17 protein-coding genes are annotated in these 20,055 nt (G+C 62.9%); 13 read left to right on the forward strand and 4 right to left on the reverse strand.

What is annotated here, in order from left to right; all coding sequences use genetic code 11:
* The first annotated feature begins 61 nt into the window (after positions 1-61).
* From WBF69_RS12305 to murI, 3 genes are read left to right on the forward strand one after another with little or no spacing between them, the layout of a single operon-like run.
* The gene (locus WBF69_RS12305) at positions 62-2,137 is read left to right on the forward strand and encodes a transglycosylase SLT domain-containing protein (protein WP_424264436.1); all 2,076 of its coding nucleotides are present in this window, start codon (positions 62-64) and stop codon (positions 2,135-2,137) included.
* Positions 2,134-3,252 carry a CCA tRNA nucleotidyltransferase gene (locus WBF69_RS12310; protein ID WP_424264437.1) on the forward strand — a complete coding sequence of 373 codons (1,119 nt, stop codon included), beginning with the start codon at positions 2,134-2,136 and terminating at the stop codon, positions 3,250-3,252. The genes WBF69_RS12305 and WBF69_RS12310 overlap by 4 nt, the downstream gene beginning before the upstream one ends.
* The gene (gene murI, locus WBF69_RS12315; protein WP_424264438.1) at positions 3,252-4,097 is read left to right on the forward strand and encodes a glutamate racemase; all 846 of its coding nucleotides are present in this window, start codon (positions 3,252-3,254) and stop codon (positions 4,095-4,097) included. The genes WBF69_RS12310 and murI overlap by 1 nt, the downstream gene beginning before the upstream one ends.
* On the opposite strand, the gene WBF69_RS12320 is transcribed toward murI, so the two are convergent.
* From WBF69_RS12320 to WBF69_RS12330, 3 genes are all read right to left on the reverse strand, one after another.
* Positions 4,066-5,247: a class I SAM-dependent methyltransferase gene (locus tag WBF69_RS12320; RefSeq protein ID WP_424264439.1), complete on the reverse strand. Its 1,182-nt coding sequence runs from the start codon at positions 5,245-5,247 to the stop codon at positions 4,066-4,068. The genes murI and WBF69_RS12320 overlap by 32 nt on opposite strands.
* A 116-nt stretch (positions 5,248-5,363) precedes the next feature.
* Positions 5,364-6,998: a DEAD/DEAH box helicase gene (locus WBF69_RS12325; RefSeq protein WP_424264440.1), complete on the reverse strand. Its 1,635-nt coding sequence runs from the start codon at positions 6,996-6,998 to the stop codon at positions 5,364-5,366.
* 257 nt (positions 6,999-7,255) lie between these two features.
* The gene (locus tag WBF69_RS12330) at positions 7,256-7,741 is read right to left on the reverse strand and encodes an Lrp/AsnC family transcriptional regulator (RefSeq protein WP_424264441.1); all 486 of its coding nucleotides are present in this window, start codon (positions 7,739-7,741) and stop codon (positions 7,256-7,258) included.
* 188 nt (positions 7,742-7,929) lie between these two features.
* On the opposite strand from WBF69_RS12330, the gene glmS reads away from it, so the two are divergent.
* The 10 genes from glmS to WBF69_RS12380 all read left to right on the forward strand — a co-directional run bounded on the left by glmS (position 7,930) and on the right by WBF69_RS12380 (position 19,318).
* Positions 7,930-9,762 (forward strand): glutamine--fructose-6-phosphate transaminase (isomerizing), encoded by a 1,833-nt coding sequence (glmS, locus tag WBF69_RS12335; protein ID WP_424264442.1) that lies wholly within the window; start codon positions 7,930-7,932, stop codon positions 9,760-9,762.
* A gap of 279 nt (positions 9,763-10,041) precedes the next feature.
* A complete protein-coding gene (locus WBF69_RS12340) occupies positions 10,042-10,797 on the forward strand; it encodes an IclR family transcriptional regulator (protein ID WP_424264443.1) in 756 nt (251 codons plus the stop codon).
* Positions 10,798-10,856: 59 nt separating this feature from the next.
* Complete coding sequence (locus WBF69_RS12345) at positions 10,857-11,933, forward strand: ABC transporter substrate-binding protein (protein ID WP_424264444.1); 1,077 nt, start codon at positions 10,857-10,859, stop codon at positions 11,931-11,933.
* A 98-nt stretch (positions 11,934-12,031) separates the two neighbouring features.
* The gene (locus WBF69_RS12350) at positions 12,032-13,732 is read left to right on the forward strand and encodes an ABC transporter permease (protein ID WP_424264445.1); all 1,701 of its coding nucleotides are present in this window, start codon (positions 12,032-12,034) and stop codon (positions 13,730-13,732) included.
* Entirely contained in the window at positions 13,725-14,804 is a 1,080-nt protein-coding gene (locus WBF69_RS12355) for an ABC transporter ATP-binding protein (protein ID WP_424264446.1), read from the forward strand. Before WBF69_RS12350 ends, WBF69_RS12355 begins: the two co-directional genes overlap by 8 nt.
* Positions 14,801-16,042: a CaiB/BaiF CoA transferase family protein gene (locus WBF69_RS12360; RefSeq protein WP_424264447.1), complete on the forward strand. Its 1,242-nt coding sequence runs from the start codon at positions 14,801-14,803 to the stop codon at positions 16,040-16,042. Before WBF69_RS12355 ends, WBF69_RS12360 begins: the two co-directional genes overlap by 4 nt.
* Positions 16,039-16,890, forward strand: coding sequence for an HpcH/HpaI aldolase/citrate lyase family protein (locus WBF69_RS12365; RefSeq protein WP_424264448.1), 852 nt, complete (start codon positions 16,039-16,041; stop codon positions 16,888-16,890). Before WBF69_RS12360 ends, WBF69_RS12365 begins: the two co-directional genes overlap by 4 nt.
* Positions 16,891-16,954: 64 nt before the next feature.
* A complete protein-coding gene (locus tag WBF69_RS12370) occupies positions 16,955-17,869 on the forward strand; it encodes a DUF1932 domain-containing protein (RefSeq protein ID WP_424264449.1) in 915 nt (304 codons plus the stop codon).
* 79 nt (positions 17,870-17,948) lie between these two features.
* The gene (locus WBF69_RS12375) at positions 17,949-19,151 is read left to right on the forward strand and encodes an MFS transporter (RefSeq protein ID WP_424264450.1); all 1,203 of its coding nucleotides are present in this window, start codon (positions 17,949-17,951) and stop codon (positions 19,149-19,151) included.
* On the forward strand, positions 19,148-19,318 hold the full coding sequence (locus WBF69_RS12380; RefSeq protein WP_424264451.1) for a hypothetical protein: 171 nt from the start codon (positions 19,148-19,150) through the stop codon (positions 19,316-19,318). Before WBF69_RS12375 ends, WBF69_RS12380 begins: the two co-directional genes overlap by 4 nt.
* 69 nt (positions 19,319-19,387) lie before the next feature.
* Here WBF69_RS12380 and WBF69_RS12385 read toward each other — a convergent pair whose 3' ends face one another.
* Positions 19,388-20,008, reverse strand: coding sequence for an FMN-dependent NADH-azoreductase (locus WBF69_RS12385; protein ID WP_424264452.1), 621 nt, complete (start codon positions 20,006-20,008; stop codon positions 19,388-19,390).
* Between the last annotated feature and the right edge of the window lie 47 nt (positions 20,009-20,055).

The raw sequence follows: 20,055 nt of genomic DNA on the forward strand, positions 1-20,055 counted from the left end.
GGGATGCTTTGACCGGACCAGGCATGCCGCCGGTGCGTTCGAACGGCTTGCGCGAGGACGTATGCTGGCCTGGGGCGTGGCGGCTGTGTTGGGCCTTAGCGGCTGCGCGGCTGCGCAGGCCCCGACCGAGGCCGAGACGCAGGCGGGCGAAGCCCCGCGTGTGGCCGTGGTGGCCGCCGATGGGGCGGATGCCGTGCAGGGCGCGCCCGCCAGTCCGGCGGTGCTTCAGGCGCCTGTCGTGCCTGCGTATGTGGCCCCGGTGGTGCCGGCGGCGGCCCGACAGGCGGTTCAGGATGCCTACGAAGCCGTGCAGAAACGCCGCTGGGCGGATCTGGATCGCTTGGCGCCCATCGCTGCCGCCGACCCCGTGCTGGGACAGTACCCGCGTTACTGGGCGCTGCAGCGCCGCCTGCAGGATCGCACGACTCCGGTGCCGACTGCGGATGTGCAGCAATTCCTGAAGGACAATCCCGGCGTCTATCTGAACGAACGCATCCGCTCCGACTGGATACTGGCCGCGGTCCGTGCAGGCGATTACGCCGGGGCCATGCGGATTGAGCCGGTCGCCGATCCCTCGACCGCCGTGCAGTGTTCCTTGCTGCTGGCGCGTCACATGACGGGCAAGCACGCGCGCGCCGCCGAAGTGCTGGACGTCTTCAAGCCGAATGCCGATTGCTGGGAACTGCTGGACCAGGCGGCAGCGGATCATGTGCTGAGCCGCAAAGAATGGAATGGCCTGCTGCGCGACACCATGGAAAGCGGCAGGGCGGGTGACATCACCCGCTTGGCATCGGTGGTATTCGACGATGCGGCGATGGTGCAGTTCGCCGCTTTGATGAAAGACCCGCGCAAATGGCTGGCCGCTCGGTCCAAGCCCCGGTCGACCACAGATTTGGAACTGACATCCATCGCCCTGTCCCGGCTGGCGCGCAGCGACGACCGAGTCGAGGCGGCGCGCTACGTGCAGGAACACTGGGCTGGCGTCATGCCCAAGGCCGACATGCAGTGGGTTTGGGGGCAGTTCGGGCTGGTGGCCGCCCTGAACGTGGATATCGACGCGGCCCGTTGGTATCGCCAGTCCGGGTTCATTCCCATGACGGACTACAACCATGCCTGGGAAGTCCGCGCCGAATTGCGAGCCTCGCCCATTCAATGGGATCGGGTGGCCACGGCGATCCGCAAGATGTCGGGCCCCCAGGCGGATGAGCCGGTCTGGCGTTATTGGTATGGTCGCGCGCTGGCCGCTCAGGGCAACGATCAGGCCGCCCGGCAATATTTCCAGTCCATCCAGGGCGATCTGGGGTTTTATGGACAGCTGGCCACCGAAGAACTAGGCGGCCTGCCGCGTCTGCCCGCGACGCCCGCGCTGGACCCCGCCTGGACAGCCCAGGCAAGCGCCAATCCCGCTTTAAGGCGCGCGGTGGCCCTGTTCGATCTGGGCTGGCGTCGCGAAGCCGTCCCTGAATGGAATTTCGCTCTGCGCGGCATGAATGATGCCCAGTTGCGCGGGGCCGCGGAATTCGCCCGCGCCGAACATATTTACGACCGGGTCGTGAATACATCGCTGCAGACCCGGCAGGTGGTGGATTTCAGCCAGCGCTTCATCGCGCCCTTCGAGGGCAAAGTCGCGGAAAAAGCGCGGCAGATCAATCTGGATCCGGCCTGGGTCTATGGTCTGATCCGCCAGGAATCCCGCTTCATCATGAATGCGAAATCCAGAGTCGGCGCATCGGGACTGATGCAATTGATGCCGGCGACGGCCAAGCATGTGGCCCGCAAGATCGGGCTGAAGGATTTCACCCCCAGCCAGGTCAACGACTTTGACACCAATACGCTGTTGGGTACCAGCTACCTGAACATGGTGCTGCAGGGGCTGGATGGGTCGCAACTGCTGGCCACCGCCGGCTACAACGCGGGTCCTGGACGCCCGAAGCGCTGGCGTTCTCAGCTGCAGGCCCCTGTCGAGGGCGCCATTTTCGCCGAGACCATCCCCTTTACCGAAACGCGCCTGTACGTGAAAAACGTCATGTCCAATGCCGTCTGGTATGCCATGCTGTTTTCCGGTCAGCCGGATTCCCTGAAGGCGCGGCTGGGCACGATCAGTCCCCTGGACGGCACGCGGACGGCGCAGCCGTGACCGCCGACAGCGCGCCAGCGACTGCCGGTTGGGGTGATCCCGCCCTGGATGGTCTCGATGCCTATGTCGTGGGCGGCGCCGTGCGCGATGCGCTGCTGGGGCGGCCCGCCGGCGACAGGGACTGGGTGGTGGTGGGCGCCACCCCGGAAATCATGGCTGCGCGGGGGTTCACCCCGGTGGGCGGGGATTTTCCGGTGTTCCTGCATCCTCAGACCCACGAGGAATATGCCCTGGCGCGTACCGAACGCAAATCCGGGCGGGGATATCGGGGGTTTGTCTTTCATGCCGGGCCGGATGTGTCCCTGGCCGATGACTTGCACCGTCGCGATCTGACCGTCAATGCGATTGCGCGCGCGTCCGACGGCGCCCTGATGGATCCTTTGGGCGGGGTGGCGGATATCCACGCCCGCGTCTTGCGGCATGTGGGGCCGGCCTTTGTCGAAGACCCCGTGCGTCTGCTGCGTCTGGCGCGCTTTGCCGCCCGCTTTCACGATTTTTCCATCGCACCGGAAACCCTGGATCTCTGCCGCACGCTGGTGCGCGACGGCGAAGTCGATGCGCTGGTGCCCGAGCGCGTCTGGCAGGAATTCGCCAAGGGCCTGATGACGGACCATCCCGGTCGCATGCTGGATGTGCTGGCCGAATGCGGCGCGCTGGACCGGGTCGCGCCCGGTCTGGTGTGGAACGCCGATGTGGCGGCGGGTCTGGCGCGGGGCGCTGCCCTGGGCATGGATTTGGCGCAACGCTATGCCTTGCTGTGCCGGGCATCGGCGTCCGGCCTGCAGGATCGTTTGCGGGCGCCGTCCGCTTGCCGCGATCTGGCGCGCCTGCTGCCGGGGATGTTGGCGCGGCTGTCAGCGAACGCGGATTCCCCATCCTCCTGGCTGGATCTGCTGGAATCCTGCGATGCCTTGCGGCGCCCGGATCGTTGCGCGGCGCTGCTGGCGGCGGCTGCTTGCGTCCGAGACGACGTCGATCTGCCGGTGTGGGCGAGGCGGCTGGCCGCCGTGCGAGACGTGGATGCCGGCGCGGTCGCTCGCGCCGCCGGAGGCGATCCGTCGCGCATTCGCGATGATCTGCGCGCCGCTCGACTGCGGGCCTTGACGGCTATTTGATGTCTGAACCGGATATTGCGTCGCACCGGCCTGTGCTGGTGTTTGATTCCGGCATCGGCGGCCTGACCGTGTTGCGCGAGGCGCGGGTGCTGATTCCGGAACGACGCTTTGTCTACGTGGCTGATGATGCCGGGTTTCCCTATGGAGGCTGGTCGGAAGACGCCTTGCGGGACCATGTTGTGGCGTTGTTTGGCACCCTGCTGCAGGATCACGATCCCGCGCTGTGCGTGGTGGCGTGCAATACGGCGTTCACGGTCGCGGGGGCCGCTTTGCGGGCAGCCTATCCCGACAGGGTGTTCGTTGGCACGGTGCCGGCCATCAAGCCGGCAGCCGAACGCACCCGGTCCTGTCTGGTGTCTGTGCTGGCGACACCGGGGACGGTGCAGCGCGACTATACCCGGCGGCTGATCCGGTCATTTGCTTCCCGCTGCAAGGTCCAGCTCGTGGGGTCGACCCGCCTGGCGCAGATGGCCGAAGCCTATATCCGGGGACAGACGGTGGCGGATGAGGCCATCCGGGCGGAGATCGCCGCTGCTTTCGTGGAGGACGGCGGCGCTCGCACCGATATCGTGGTGCTGGGCTGCACCCATTATCCGTTTCTGGCGAATGTGTTCCGGCGCCTGGCTCCCTGGCCGGTCGACTGGCTGGATCCGGCCGAGGCCATTGCCCGTCACGCCCGCAGCCTGCTGCCCTGGGCGGAACACGCCCTGCATCCGGCGTCAGCCGATAGTGCCTTTTTCACCAGCGGGGCGCCGGATTTCGCCACCCGGCGGCTGATGAACAGTTTTGGCTTGGCGGTGGGGGATGAGACGTTCACAGCCGGTCGCGCCGATCCCCGCGGTTGAATCCCAGCAGGGGGCCGTCCACGCCGCGCCCGATGGCCAGCACCTTGAACAGTTCCCCCATTTCGGCTTCGGAGATCAGCGTGTTCAGCGCCGCCAACTGACGCGCTCGTTCGGGTGGATTGTCCCCCGGCGCCTGGATCAGATTCATCAGGCCGGCATTCATGAGAAACCGCGCTTGCGACGTATAGCCCAGCACGTCCAGACCGCCGTCCAGGGCGGCATCCGCCATCGCGGTGAAATCCACGTGGGCAGTGATGTCCTGCAGTCCCGGCAGGATCAGGGGCTGATCATGCGCATGGTGGCGGAAGTGGCACATCAGGGTGCCCTGCAGGCGCTGGGGGTGGTAGTACTCCGCTTGGGGGAAGCCGTAGTCGATCAGCAGCGCGGCGCCGCAGCGCAGCCAGCGGCCCAGGTCGCGGATCCAGGCTTCGGCCTGCAAATTGATTTCCGACTGGTAGCCGGGCAGGGGCGGCATGCGGGCGGACACCACCGTGCCTACGGCTGGGTCCGCCGGGCGCGTCGCCCAGGAAAAAGGGACGGTGGCCTGGGGGGCAGGTGAGTGTTCCACGCCCAGTTCATCCAGGCCGCCCTGATCGTTCCAGCGAAAGAGCGTGACCGGCATGGCGTCCAGGACCTCGTTGGCCAGCACGCAGCCCTCGAAGGCCGACGGCAGCGTGTCCAGCCATTGCACCTGCTCGCCCCAAGGCGCCAGCCTGGCTTGTTGTCTGGCTCGCAGGTCGGCGGATACGTCGAGGATACGGTAATCGACGGTGATCCCCAGATCCTGCAGGGCCGGGATCAGGGCGGCAGCCAGAGCGCCGGACCCGGCGCCGAATTCCAGCACCGTCTGACTGCCGCTGGCCTGCAGGATCTGCGCCACCTGGGGGGCCAGCGCTCGAGCGAACAAAGGGCTGGTTTCCGGTGCGGTGGTGAAATCCCCTTCCTGGTGGAATTTCGCGCTGCCCGCGCTGTAATAACCCAGGCCGGGCGCGTACAGCGCGGCCTGCATCCAGGCGTCAAACGGTAGCCAGCCGCCTGCCGCGTCAATTTTTTCGCGCAGCATGGCCTGCACCTGCAGACCGTGGCTGAGGGCCGGCGCATCGGGTTCGGGCAGATGTGCGGGAATTTGGACGGTAGGCAATTCAGTCATGGGGCGAAGCATAGCAGCAGGGTGGGAAAAAGAATCGCCCCGAGGACTTTGTGCAAGTGCTCGGGGCGGCGGGCGGTGGTCCCTAGGGGACCGTGTGTCTGGCGAACGGCCTGGACTTAAGCGAAACGCGGGCGTTGTGCCGGTTTCTTGCCTTGGTCCTGGCGGGTCTGGCGCTTGAACGTGGATTTGGCGCCGACTTTGTCGGGACGCGGGCCGCGCTTGGCATAGTCCGTGCGAGTGTCCGCACGGCGCGGATGCGTTGCCGGGCTGGCGTCGGCACCTGTCCATTCCGACGGGCGGGCGGCATGGCTGCGAGCCGGGCGAGCCGGCCGGGTGTCGTCGCCTGTTTGCGGGCGGTCGCGGTGCCAGGGCTTGGCGCCGCCGGTGTGGGCGGTCGCGTCGCGATCCTTGTGCCAGGGCTTGCGGGCGCCGTGACTGGATTCACCGTTCGCTTCGGCGCGGGGCTGCCAGGGTTTGCGCGCACCTTGGCTGGGTCCGGCGGATGCCTCGTCCCGATCCTGCTGCCAGGGCTTGCGGCCCTGATAGCCGCCGGGTTTCCCGCTGCGCGGACGGTTCTGGTTCGGGCGATCCTTCCAGGTCGGGCGGACCGATTGGCGCGGTTCCAGCCCCGGAATGGTTTCCATGGGGATGGACTGGCCGATGAATTGTTCGATGCGGCGGATCTTGTGGCGTTCCGCAGTGACGGCCAGCGTGATGGCCTGACCATCACGGCCCGCGCGGCCCGTGCGACCGATCCGGTGCACGTAGTCTTCGGCCTGCATCGGCAGGTCGTAGTTCACGGCATGGGTGATGGTCTGCACGTCGATGCCGCGGGCGGCGACGTCGGTGGCGACCAGCACACGTACCCGGCCATTTTGCAGCAGGCCCAGCGTGCGAGTGCGCTGGCGCTGGTTCATGTCACCGTGCAGAGCGGCGGCGGCGAAGCCTTCTTCGGACAGGTGGTCGGCCAGATCATCGGCGCCGCGTTTGGTCGCCGTGAAGATGATGGCCTGGTCCAGGCTGGTGTCGCGCAGCAGGTGGTCCAGCAGGCGCAGTTTATGAGCCCGGTCGTCCGCGTACAGCAGGTGCTGGGTAATGTTGGTGTGCTTTTGTTGCGCGTTCGCGATTTCGATGCGGTGCGGTTCGTGCATCATATTGGCCGCCAGCTTGGCGACCGTGCCATCCAGTGTCGCGGAAAACAGCAGAGTCTGCCGATCCTTCGGTGTCGCGCCGACGATGGTTTCGATGTCTTCGATGAAGCCCATGTCCAGCATGCGATCGGCTTCGTCCAGAATCAGCGTCTGCACGGTGGACAGATTCACGCGTCGGGCCTGCAGGTGATCGATCAGGCGGCCCGGGGTTGCCACCAGCACGTCCACGCGCTTGGACAGGGATTGGATCTGGGCGCCGTAAGGCATGCCGCCGACGACCGTGGCCACGCGCAGGCCTCCCAGGTGCTTGCCGTAGGCGCGGGTGGCGTCGGCCACCTGCATGGCCAGTTCGCGAGTGGGCGTCAGCACCAGCACTTGTACGCCGCGCCCGCCGGAGCCGGTGCGGCGGCTGAGCTGTTGCAGCGAGGGCAGCATAAAGGCGGCGGTCTTGCCGCTGCCCGTTTGCGAAGACACCATCAGGTCCTGGCCGGCCAGCGCCTTGGGAATGGCGGCGGCTTGCACCGAGGTGGGAGTAGCGATGCCCTGTTCCTGAAGAGCGGACACGAGCTTGGGGTCGAGCCCCAGAGAGTCGAAAGACATGAGTTCCTTGGCCCGCTAGAGCGGGTGATGTGCTGCGAGGCGCCAGAGATGGCCCCGCCGGGTTGCTGCTGTGGATGTCTGCCACGCAGAATCAGTCGCATGTGCCGACCGGGTCAACCCAAAATAGCGCATCTATCAGGGTGTTCCGTTTATCAATCCGTCTGTGCGGAAAAGAACACCCGGCGCAAGCCAAGGTCAGGAGGTCAGAAAACAGGCAATCCAGCACTATAGCATAAGTAATAACCCTTATTCAATCATTATTCAACAATGGGCACCGATGTGTCGAATTTGCTGCGACTGGTGGCGAAAAAGCTGCGGACGTTGCGAATTCGGGGGTCTCCCGTCAGGCGGCGCAGCGCCAGATCCTGGTAGGCGGCCATGTCGGCGACCTGTGCTATCAGCACGAAATCAGGGCCGCTGCTGACGCGGTAGCACTGCTGGATGGCGGCTTCGCTGACGAAGCCCGCCTCGACCGCGTCCAGTTGCGCCGCTGCCTGGGCATCCAGAGAGACTTCAATGATGACGGTCAGGGCAGCACCCAGCCGCGCCGGGTCCAGCAGAGCGACCTGGCGCAGGATCAGGCCGGATTGCATCAGCTTGCGCACACGGCGTAGGCAGGTGGGGGGAGACGCATGCACGCGGGCAGCCAGATCCAGGTTGCTCAGCGAGCAATCCTGCTGCAGCTGGCTCAGGATGCGGCGATCCAGATCGTCAAGCTCGGGCGGGGGGGAATCGAGTGGCATGAATGCAGTCCGTTCGGTCGGTAATGAAATTATATTTCATGTTGTTTTGCAAGAGAAATATAAATTCATTAGAAGCAAAAAATAGAAATCATATTTCTTGCGGGTCGGGACACAATAGCGGCTGAACAGGACTGGCACGGGTGGTTATGGCCTGCGCCCCCTATGGATTGCATTCAGGAGTATCCCCTATGTGTGGCATCGTCGGCGCCGTGGCGCGTCACAATATCGTTCCCATCTTGCTGGAAGGTCTGCGCCGTCTGGAATACCGCGGCTACGATTCCTGCGGGGTGGCTGTGCATACCGGCACCGGCCTGCTGCGGGTGCGCAGCACCCAGCGTGTGGCGGAACTGATCGCCCAGGCGGACCAGGACAATGTCCAGGGGCTGACGGGGATTGCACACACGCGCTGGGCCACGCATGGGGCACCCCTGACGCATAACGCGCATCCGCATTTCTCCGGTCCGGACGGCGGTGCGCCGCGCATCGCGCTGGTGCACAACGGCATCATCGAAAATCATGATGCGCTGCGGGCGGAACTGCAGGCGGCAGGCTATACCTTTCATAGCCAGACCGATACCGAAGTGATCGCCCACCTGGTGGACCACCTGTACGATGGCGACTTGTTTGCCGCCGTTCAGCAGGCCACTCGGCGCCTGGAAGGCGCCTACGCCATCGCCGTATTCTGCGCTCAGGAACCTCATCGCGTGGTCGGCGCTCGCCAGGGGTCTCCGCTGGTGGTGGGCTGCAGCGAGCAGGGCAACTACCTGGCGTCGGATGCGCTGGCGCTGGCGGGCACGACGGATCAGATCATGTATCTGGAAGACGGCGACGTGGTGGACTTGCAACTGTCGCGCGTCTGGGTCAGCGACGCCCAGGGCCAGCCAGTCGAGCGGGCCGTGCATACCGTTCAGGCCCACACGGGCGAGGCCGAACTGGGTCCCTACCGCCATTTCATGCAAAAAGAAATCTTCGAGCAGCCGCGTGCGGTGGGCGACACCCTGCAGGGGATCGACGCCATCATGCCGGAACTGTTCGGCGATGGCGCCCACGGGGTGTTCAAATCCATCGATCGGGTGCTGATCCTGGCCTGCGGCACCAGCTATTACGCCGGCCTGACGGCGCGCTACTGGATCGAGTCGATCGCCGGGATCCCCGTCAACGTCGAAATCGCCAGCGAATACCGCTACAGGACCAGTGTGCCCGATCCGCGCACTCTGGTCGTGACCATTTCCCAATCGGGCGAGACCGCCGATACCCTGGCTGCCCTGAAGCATGCCCGCAGTCTGGGCATGGATCACACCCTGACCATCTGCAACGTCGCCACCAGCGCCATGGTGCGCGAATGCAAGCTGGCCTTCATCACCCGCGCAGGGGTGGAGATCGGCGTGGCATCCACCAAGGCTTTCACCACTCAGTTGACGGCCCTGTACTTGCTGACTCTGGCGCTGGCCCAGACGCGAGGGCGGCTGGATGATGCCGCCGAGCAGCAGGCCGTCAAGTCCCTGCGTCACCTGCCGGTGGCTATTTCCGCCGTGTTGGCTCTGGAACCGCAGATCATCGCCTGGGCCGAGCGCTTCGCCAGCAAGGAACACGCCTTGTTCCTGGGGCGCGGCATGCACTATCCCATTGCACTGGAAGGCGCATTGAAGCTGAAGGAAATCAGTTATATCCACGCCGAGGCCTATCCCGCCGGCGAGCTGAAACACGGCCCGCTGGCGCTGGTGACCGACGCCATGCCGGTCGTCACCGTAGCGCCGCATGACGAACTGCTGGAGAAACTCAAGTCCAATATGCAGGAAGTCCGTGCACGCGGCGGGGAACTCTATGTCTTTGCCGACGCCGATTCGCAGATCGTGGGCGCGGAAGGGATGCACGTCATCCGCCTGCCTGAACACTATGGCAAGCTGTCCCCGATCCTGCACACGGTGCCACTGCAATTGCTGGCGTACCACACGGCCTGCGTCAGGGGCACGGACGTGGATAAGCCGCGCAATCTGGCGAAGAGCGTGACGGTGGAATAAGCCCCATCCCGGCCTGAGCGTCCTGTCGCCGTCTTTCCGACGGCGCAGCGGCGCCGGCCAGCTTTGCATTTCAAGCATCGACGACGCACGCTGTCCGCCGTCACCCTATCCCCTGTCTGCGGACGTCTCCCTTGCGCTAACGGCCTTCGCCGTGCAGCGGGTTCCTGGCCGCCCATACATCCCCCACCAGGAAAACCCCTAATTACAGGAACTGCAGCGCTCGTTAGACTGGCAACGTTTAATACATTAACCGAGTTCAATATATTGAACTTCATGTCTATGGCTGATCAGGAAGACACCAGTAAAAGAGGTTCCTCGCGGGTCCTGGAACTCATCGAGTGGATGGCGCAACAGTCCGAACCGATTGCGCTCAGCGACGCAGTGCGCGATCTGGCGTGGCCGAAAAGCACCACTTTGCTTCTGCTGCGGCTATTGGTGCAGCGCGGCTACGCGCAGCAGGATGCTGATCAGCGCTATCTCTTGCAGCGCTTGCCGGGCGAGCCCTCCCTGGGGGCGCCGGCCTGGGGCACCGTGGTGCGGATGATTCGTCCGATTCTCGAAGAGGCAGTTGGTGCGACCCTGGAAACGGGGTGCATCGGAATACTGACAGTCGATATGCGACTGCGTTACATCACAAAGGTGCTGGCGCACAGGGAAATCCGCTATGACCGTGATATCAGCCGCACGCGTATCCCGCACCAGACGGCCAGTGGTCTGACCTTGCTGGCTGGACTGGATACAAGCGACTTGAGTGCATATCTGGCGCAACTGAATGGCGCCGACAGCGCGCAGGTCGAGGCCATCCGCGTCAGCATCGAGCAGTCCAGAAAAGCGGGATGCACCATCAATCTGGAAGGTCACATCGAAGGCGCTGCGGGCGTGGCCGCCCCGATCATGAACTCGACCGGCAGATGCATTGCTGCGCTCAATATCGCAGGCCCCCGCGAACGCATAGAAAAAAACCTTGATCAGATTTTAGAGGCGACCATCGACGCCGCTAGAAAAGCCAGCGATCTCATCGCGAAACGCTATTAGTCAGTTGAATCAGAGGAGACATAAGGATGAAGAATTGGAAACTACGAGCGGCAACCCTCATGACGGCATCTGCCCTCATGGCGGCGGGCTCGCCGGCGCTGTCAGCTGATCTCCCGGATTACTATCCGGCTGATTATCAGCAATTGATTGATGCTTCAAAGAATGAAAACGGCCTCGTCATCTATTCGAACGTTGCCGATTACAACTGGAAGCCCGTGCTGGACGGTTTCAAGAAAGTCTATCCTTGGATCAAGGTCGAGACATTGGATCTGGGTTCGGGTACTGTCCATTCCCGTTGGGAAGCCGAAGCCGGCAGCCAGTCGCGCAGTGCGGACATCCTGGTGTCAGGCGCCAACGACCGCTGGGCCCGCTACGGCCTGGACAGCAAGATGATGCAGTACCAGTCGCCCGAAATCAGCAAGCTGCCGGACTTCTCCGTACCGTATCCGGGCGTGTTCGTGATGTCCACGGACCCCCTGGTGATTGCATACAACACGGCCTTGCTGGCGGAAGGCAAACGGCCCACCGGGTTCTCGTCCTTGGTCAAAGCGGCCACGGATGATCCCGCAGCCTACAAGGGCCGCATCACCACATACGACGCAGCCAGGAACTCGTTCGGGCTGGCGTCCTGGTGGACCGTCCTGAACCAAAAGGGTGCGGAGGGCTGGGATAGTCTGAAGAAAATCGGTCCCATGATCCGGGGCGAAACGTCCGGCGGGACCATGAATGAAAAAATCGCCACCGGTGAATACCTGACCGGAGTCTACGTGTCCGGGATCACGATTTTTCCGCGTCTGGATCAGCCGGGCGGAAAGATCCTCGGGTTTGCCTTTCCCGATGATGGTACGCCGGTCATGATGCGCGGCATGGGTATTCCGCAGAACACGGCCAATCCGAATTCCGCCAAGCTGATGGTCGACTATATCCTCAGTAAGGCGGGCCAGGAATTGATCGGGGCCGGCGGCTTGACGCCCTATCGCGAGGGCATCGATAGCACCAATGTGCGCTATACCTTCCAGTCGATTGCCGATCAGGTGGGCAAGGACAATATGATCATTGTCGGTTTCGACAAGGCGTTGATCGATCAAGCGGAAGATTTCTCGAAGCAGTGGACTGCTGCCATGTCTGGCAAGTAAGTATCCGTCACCAGGGCCTATCTCTGCCGGGATAGGCCCATCTTGAAGATATACGTCCCATGTCCAAATCTCCGTCAAAAGCAATGGATGCGCTTCCTGTGCGTCAATTGCGCGTCATGCCCTCCCGCTCGTCCCTCATTTTTTGGGTGGTAGCCTCGCTGACCGCAGTCCTGGTCCTCGGGCCCCTGGTGCCCATTGCTGCCCAAGCCCTGCTGGATAAGGCGCTGTACGTCGATACCGCAGTCCCTACGATCAACAATTTCTCCCGGCTGTTCACTGAAGCAGGCATGGGAGTCATTGCGCTCAATACGCTGTATTTTTCTTTCTTGACGATGGCGGTCGCTCAGATATTCGGGGCCGCGTCTGCCGTGCTGCTGGGGCGCACCGACCTGCCGGGCCGCCGTTGGATGGGCGAGATCATCCTGTGGCCGCTGTTCGTCAGCAATCTGGTGATTGCCTTTGGCTGGTTCACCATGTATGGGCCTTCCGGCTTCTTTACGCTGGCTTTGCGTTCCTGGTTGGGGTTCGAGCCCTGGAATCTGTATACCTTGACCGGCATGGGCATCGTCGCCGGTCTGAGCCAGGCGCCGCTGACCCATCTGATGTGTATCGGGGCGGTGACCAGGGCTGATGCCCAGCTCGAATCCGCTGCGCGGTCGGTCGGCGCCAGTCCCATGAGGGCTCTGTGGAGCGTAACCATCCCCATGATGCGTCCTGCCTTGATCTACTCCGCCGTGCTCAATTTCGTGATCGGCGTCGAGATGCTGGCCATCCCCCTGGTGTTTGGCGGGCCAGAGGGCATCCAGACGATTACAACGTTCATTTACGACAAGGGCATCAATGCCGCGGTCGAATCCGACTACGGGCTCGTGAGCGCCGCCGCCGTCATCCTGCTGCTGGTGGTTGGTTTCCTGGTATGGCTGCAAGGGCGCCTGATGCGGGACGACGGGCGTTTTGTGACGGTGCGCGGCAAAGCGACACGACCGGCGATGGTCAGTCTGGGCGCCTGGCGCTGGACTGCGGGCATCTTGGTGTTTGCCTATGTCCTCTTGACCATCATATCCGTGTTCGTCGGGATATTGATGCGTGCCAGCACGACCTTTCTGACGCCGTTGGTACCTTTCTGGACTTTGTTCACGACGGATAATTTCGAGCTAATTTTCGCGCATACCAGCTACATCCGCTCAATCACAAATTCGGTCGTCATTGCCCTGGTGGGCGGCGTGATCGGAACCGTGGTCGTCGTGTTGATCGCTTTCGTGGCGCGCCGCTCGAAGTTCCGCTACGCCAGAGCGTTGGAATACGTCGCGCTGTTGCCGCGTTCCCTGCCGGGCATCATCGCCGGTCTGGGGTTCTTCTACGTCATCGTCTGGGTGCCAGGGTTTGACGCAGTGCGTGGAACCATATGGGTGCTGATAGGCGTATTCATACTGCGTTATATCCCGATCGGGTTTGGTACGGTGGCCCCCGCGCTCACGCAGATCGGCAACGAACTGGATCAGGCAGCTCGCATTTCCGGCGCCGACTGGTGGGTGACCATGGTCCGCATCATTCTGCCCTTATTGAAGCCGGTCCTGTTTTCCACCTTTACATTGCTGTTCATCCATTTCTTCAAGGAATACGTCACAGCGGTGTTTCTCTATCAACCGGGGTCCGAAGTCATCGGGACCACGATGCTATCGCTATATACGCAAGGCGATGGCGGGCCGGTTTCGGCATTGGCAGCGATACAGGTCATCATTACAGCGGTTTTCGTGCTGATCGCACGGCGCGTACTCGGAGTAAAAATCTATGGCTGAACTCATCCTGGAAAATCTGTCCATCACCTATGGCGGCGTCAAGGCGGTAGATGATATTTCCCTAACGGTCGCCTCTGGTGAGTTTCTGACCCTGCTTGGGCCGTCCGGCTGCGGAAAGTCCACGACGCTGTTTGCGATTTCGGGGCTGAATGATGCGACCTCCGGTTGTATCCGCATGGGTCCCAGCGTGTTGTTCGACGGCGCCAACAAGGTTTCCCTGGAACCCGAACACCGAAATATCGGTCTGGTTTTTCAGAGCTACGCGCTATGGCCGCATATGACCGTCGCGCAAAACCTTGCGTTCCCTCTGCGATTGCGCAAGGTAGACCGGGCCGAGCAGGTCCGGCGCATCGAGGAAGCCTTGAGCTTGGTCGAGATGGATTCTTTCGCGGAAAGATATCCCTTTGAATTGTCGGGCGGCCAGCAGCAACGCGTCGCCCTGGCGCGCGCCCTGGTCTATCGGCCCGGACTGCTGTTGCTGGACGAGCCGCTGTCGAACCTGGATGCAAAATTGCGTGAACGGGCGCGGGTGTGGCTCAGGGAACTCCAGGAACGCCTGGGCGTGACCACGGTCTACGTCACCCATGATCAGGCTGAAGCGCTGGCCGTGTCGGATCGGATCGCCGTCATGTCCGGAGGCAAGATTCGCCAGATCGGCACGCCGCACGAGATATACGAATCGCCCGCTGACGCCTTTGTGGCGGATTTCATCGGTTCCTCCAATTTCATGGACGGCACACTATTGACCCATGATGGGCACTGGGCCAGCGTCAGGCTGGACGATGGCACCGTCATCCGCGCCGGCATCGGTCGCGAGGAACTGCGAGACCGTGTCATGCTGGCGGTGCGCCCAGAACGCCTGGAAGTTGCGTCTGGCCCCGGGGACAACGTTGTGCGAGTGCGGGTGGAGGCCAGCTCTTATCTGGGATCGGTCTATCAGCATGAGGTCTCGGGGCCCGGCGGGCGTTACCGTGTCCAGACGAGCCACCGCATGGAAGAGCAGGAGGTCTGGCTCCGCATTCCCCCAGAGGCGACGATGTTGTTTCAGGGTAGTGCCGGCGCTGGGAAATGACGATGAACGAGAAATTGAATCCAGCGCACTCCCCTGTAAGGTTCGATGCTGCCGCCAGCGGCCCGATGCAGGGAGTTCGCGTGATCGACGTGTCGCGCCTGGTGGCCGGGAACATGTTGTCGCTGCAATTGGCGGATTTCGGTGCGGATGTGATCAAGGTCGAGCCGCCCGGCGGCGATCCGCTGCGTCATTGGCAAAATCGGGGGGAATCCCTGCATTGGAAGACCTATGGGCGTAACAAGCGCTCGGTAGTGCTTAATGTCCGTCAGCAGGCCGACAAAGATATCCTCGAGCGCCTGATCGACAAGGCGGATGTGTTCATCGAGAACTATCGCCCCGGCACTTTAGAGAAAATGGGCCTGAGTCCCGATGTTCTGTTGGGCAGGAACCCGGATCTGATCATCGTCCGGATATCCGGTTTTGGACAGACCGGCCCCTATGCGAAGCTGCCGGGCTTCGGCACGCTGGTGGAAGCCATGAGCGGATTTGCCGCGCGTACCGGGTTCCCCGATCGCGAACCCGTGTTGCCGCCCTTGGCGCTGGCCGACATGATTGCCGGCTTGTATGGCGTCTCGGCGGTGTCGATGGCGCTGCTGGCGAAAAAACAAGGCCGGATTCAGGGCCAGGTCATTGACCTGTCCTTGCTTGAGTCCATTTTTTCGGTACTGGGTCCTGAAGCCGCCATCTACAACACGACGGGCGCTGTGAAGGAACGCAGCGGCAGTGCCTCGAATACCACGGCACCGCGCAACGTCTATGCCTGTGCCGACGGCAAGTATGTGGCCCTGTCGGGATCAACGCAGGGTGTGGCGCAGCGGATCTTCCAGACCATTGGTCGCGATGACATGAATCACGATCCTCGATTCATGAGCAACACGGATCGGGTGCGCAATCGCAGCCTGGTCGACGAGGCACTGGGGGCCTGGTTCATCCAGCATACACGTGATGAAGCATTGTCGATCATGCGCTCGGCTGGCGCCACCGTCGGACCCGTCTATGACATAGCGGACGCCGCGGTGGACAGCCATTTCCTTGAGCGCGGCGTATTTGTCGACGTGGAAGATCAGGATCTCGGCAGCGTGGCGATGCACAACATCGTGCCCAGGTTGTCCGGCACCCCTGGCGTGTGGCGCCGGCCCGCTCCTCGGCTGGGAGAGCACACCGAAGCAGTATTGCGCGAGGCGGGCATCGCCGAGGAACACATTCAATCCATTTTGTCGTACGGAGGTGCGGCATGATCCGGTCATTGCTGTACGTGCCGGGCATCGCCGAGCGATTCATCGCCAAGGCACACTTGCGGGGCGCGGACGCCATCATCGTCGATCTCGAGGATGCGGTTGCCGAGAATGAGAAGCTGAACGCTCGCGCAGCGCTGGCCACGGTAGTGCCCCGAGTCGGTCAGGCGGGCGCGCAGGTGTTCGTGCGGGTCAATCATCGTGAGGACTTGGTCTTCCAGGATGCGGAAGCCGCCTGCGTGGCAGGGGCGTATGGCCTGTATCTGCCAAAGACCTCGAGTCCCAAGATTCTCGAAAGGCTCGATGCTGCGCTGCGGCCCCTGGAAGACCGGCTGGGTCGCGAGCCCATGGTGTTCGTCCCCTTGATCGAAGACGCTGCCGGTGTCCTCAAGGCTCAGGATATCGCCCACGGTCCCAGGGTGCTGGCCCTGAGCATGGGGATCGAGGACATGGCGACTTCCTTCGGGGGAGAGCCGCTGCCGGAGGTTATCCGGATCCCCAGAGTGCTGATCCATCTTGCCGCCAAGGCTGCCGGGAAATTGTCGTTCGGGCTGATGCGCACCGTGGCGGATTATCGGGACACCGAGGCGATGCGCGCCTCCATTCTTGAGGCCCGGACCTTTGGTATTGACGGCGCAAGTTGTATCCACCCCAGCGTGGTGCCCTTGCTGAATGCGGGCTTTGCGCCTGGGCAGAAGGAAATCGATCGTGCGCGCCGTCTGGTGGCAGCAGCCGAGGTCGCGCAGCGCAACGGTATCGGGGCCTTCATGTTTGAAGGCATGTTCGTCGATGCCCCCATCGTCGAGCGCGCCAGATCGGTGCTGGCGCATGTGCCGGAATCGACGGACTAGTTTTATGATGGGAGGCGCGGCATGGTCCGCGCTCTCCCGTGCGTTTCACAAGGAGGCGTAGTTCATGGAAGCAATACATTTGGGGCTGATCGGCTATGGCGAGGTGGGCGGCATATTCTGCGAGGGGCTGAGTCCGCAGGTGGCCAGCGTCCGGGCCTGGGACATCAAACTTGCCGATCCGGTTCTTGCCGCGCCTTTGCATGAACGGGCCCGGCAAGATGGCGTAGCCCTATGCGCGTCCGCAGCAGAGCTCTGCGCCGCCAGCAATCTGCTGATCTCGGCTGTGACCGCGTCCAACGAGGTGGCGGTGGCCCGGGAAGCCGCATTGCATCTGCGACCGGGGACCTTCTATCTGGACTTGAATTCCGCATCTCCGGGTGCCAAGCGGGAAGCCGCAGCCCTGGTCGAATCTGCGGGCGGGCATTACGTGGAAGCCGGCGTCATGACCTCGGTGCCACCCTATGGGATACGAGTGCCCATGCTGCTGGGCGGGCCGCATGCCGAACCCCTGGCTCGGCAGCTGAGTGCGCTCGGAATGGACGCCAAGCCCATTTCAACCGAACTGGGGATCGCATCCGCGATCAAGATGTGCCGTAGCGTCATGATCAAAGGTCTTGAAGCACTGGTGATCGAGAGCTACACGGCGGCGCGCGCCTACGGCGTCGAGGACTATGTCCTGCCAACCTTGCAGGAAACCTTCCCGGCGATCGACTGGACCGAGCAGGGGCGTTATTTTTACAGCCGCGTGGTGCAGCATGGCAGGCGGCGTGCTGAGGAAATGCGCGAGGTGGCCAATACTGTGCGTGAAGCCGGTTTTGAGTCCTGGATGTCGGCAGCGACCGCGGAAAAGCAAGACTGGGTGGCACAGCTTGCTGCTCAGGGGTTGTTCGACGGCATCAAGAAAGGCGATAGCTGGCAAACCTACGCAGACCGACTGATCGCTCATGTCGAGAAGCCAGGACTGCAATCCGTGGATTGAGAATAGATCAGCCAGGCTTTATAGTCCTGCAAAGCTCATCAAAATCGTCCTGGCGCCCTGCCGTCCTGGCGAAAGATCTATGAACTCAATCTGGCGCGCCTCTTTCTGGACGATGCTGGGCGCATCGCTCATCCTGTTCTTGTCGCTCGGCATCCGGCACGGCTTCGGCCTGTTTCTGGCGCCCATGAGCCAGGACTTTGGCTGGGGGCGCGAGGTCTTTGCCTTCGCCCTGGCCTTTCAGAACCTGGTATGGGGGCTGGCGCAGCCTTTTGCCGGTGCGTTGGCGGACCGCTTTGGTGCTCGCCGGACCATTCTGGCGGGGGCTGTGCTGTATGCCGCCGGTTTGATGTGCATGGGGTACGCCGATTCTCCTCTGTCGCTGTCGATCAGCGCGGGGTTGTTGATCGGGATCGGCCTGTCGGGGACATCGTTTTCTGTGCTGCTGGGGGTAGTCGGGCGTGCCGTGCCGCCGGAAAAACGCAGCCTGGCGATGGGCATTGCCGCCGCTGCCGGGTCGTTCGGTCAATTCGCGATGCTGCCTGGCTCTTTAGGACTGATCCAGTGGATGGGCTGGTCCGCCGCCCTGGTGGCGCTGGGCTTGCTGGGGGCCTTGATGGTGCCACTGACGGCGATGGTCCGCGATCATCCCAAAGCCTCGCCCGAGCCGGAACAGAGTCTGGGAGACGCCCTGCGGGCAGCCAGTCGGGACACGGGCTTCTGGCTGCTGTCGCTAGGGTTTTTCGTGTGCGGCTTTCAGGTGGTCTTCATCGGGGTGCACCTGCCGGCCTATCTGATGGATCGACACCTGCCTGTGATGGCGGGCACGACGGTGTTGGCGCTGGTGGGCCTGTTCAATGTGTTCGGCACCTATGTCGCCGGCTGGCTGGGCAACGTATACGCCAAACCGCGGCTGCTCAGCGGCTTGTATCTGCTGCGCGGGGTGGTGATTTTGGTGTTCATCAATATGCCGCTCAGTCTCTGGACGGCATATGCCTTCGGTATCGCCATGGGTCTGTTGTGGCTGTCCACCGTACCCCTGACCAATGGGACGGTGGCTACCCTCTTTGGGGTGCGTAATTTATCCATGCTGGGCGGGATCGTGTTCCTGTTCCACCAGCTCGGATCCTTCCTGGGCGGCTGGCTGGGTGGTTACCTGTACGACCGCACCGGCAGCTACGACTTGGTCTGGTATCTGTGCATCGCGCTCAGCGTGCTGGCAGCGGGCTTGAATTGGCCGATTCGGGAACGCCCTTCGGTCCTGTTGCAAAGGGCCGCGGCATGAGAAAGCCTGCCATGCGCACGGTTGCCGGTCTGCGACTGCGTGGTGCGCAGCGAGGCTGGCTTGTGTCAGGGCTGGTGGTCGCGGGGGCGGGGGTGCTGTTGCTGGTCTTGTGGGGCTGGCGGCAGGGGGGCGGGGAATTGCTGCAGTTGGGCGCCAATTTTTGCTAGCAGGGGCGGATGCCCGGGAGGCTGGGGTCAGACCCGTGCGGTTCCCGCCCCGATCTTCACTTCAGAATCTTATGCAGCCACGGCGGTGGGGTCCAGCGCCCGGATATCCGCCTGCGCTTGAGCCAGGCCGCGTTCGCGGTGATCGGATCCCATGTTGACGCCTTCGGCCAGCACGACGCGGATGTCGCTGACGCCCATGAAGCCAAAGATCGATCTCAGATAGCTTTCCTGGTGTTCCATGGCCGGGTTGGCGGAATAGATGCCGCCACGGCTGAGCGCCAGGATGATGGTCTTGTCGCCTAGCAGACCCACCGGGCCGTTTTCGGTGTATTTGAACGTGCGACCTGCCTGAGCCACGCGGTCCAGCCAGGACTTGAGCTGCGCGGGGATCGTGAAGTTGTACATCGGCGCGCCGATGACGACGATGTCCGAGTCGATCAATTGGCTGACCAGCGCTTCGGAGACTGCATTTTCCTGACGTTGGGTTTCGGAGAGCGTGTCATCCTGGGCCGCCATCCGGAAACCCAGCGCGTCCATCGACAGGGGGTGGGGCGCCTGCTCGGCCAGGTCCAGGTAGGAGACTTGCAGGTCGGCATGCGCAGCCTGCTGTTGCGCCACAATGTCGCGGGACAGGCGGCGGGTGATGGAGTCGGAACCGGTGATGCTGGAGTCGATATGCAGGAGCTTCATGAAAAACCCTTTTGAACGGAAGTCTTGGAATAGTGCTATTGTCCATT

The sequence above is a fragment of the Castellaniella sp. genome, assembly GCF_049673105.1.
Classification (GTDB): Bacteria; Pseudomonadota; Gammaproteobacteria; order Burkholderiales; family Burkholderiaceae_B; genus Castellaniella.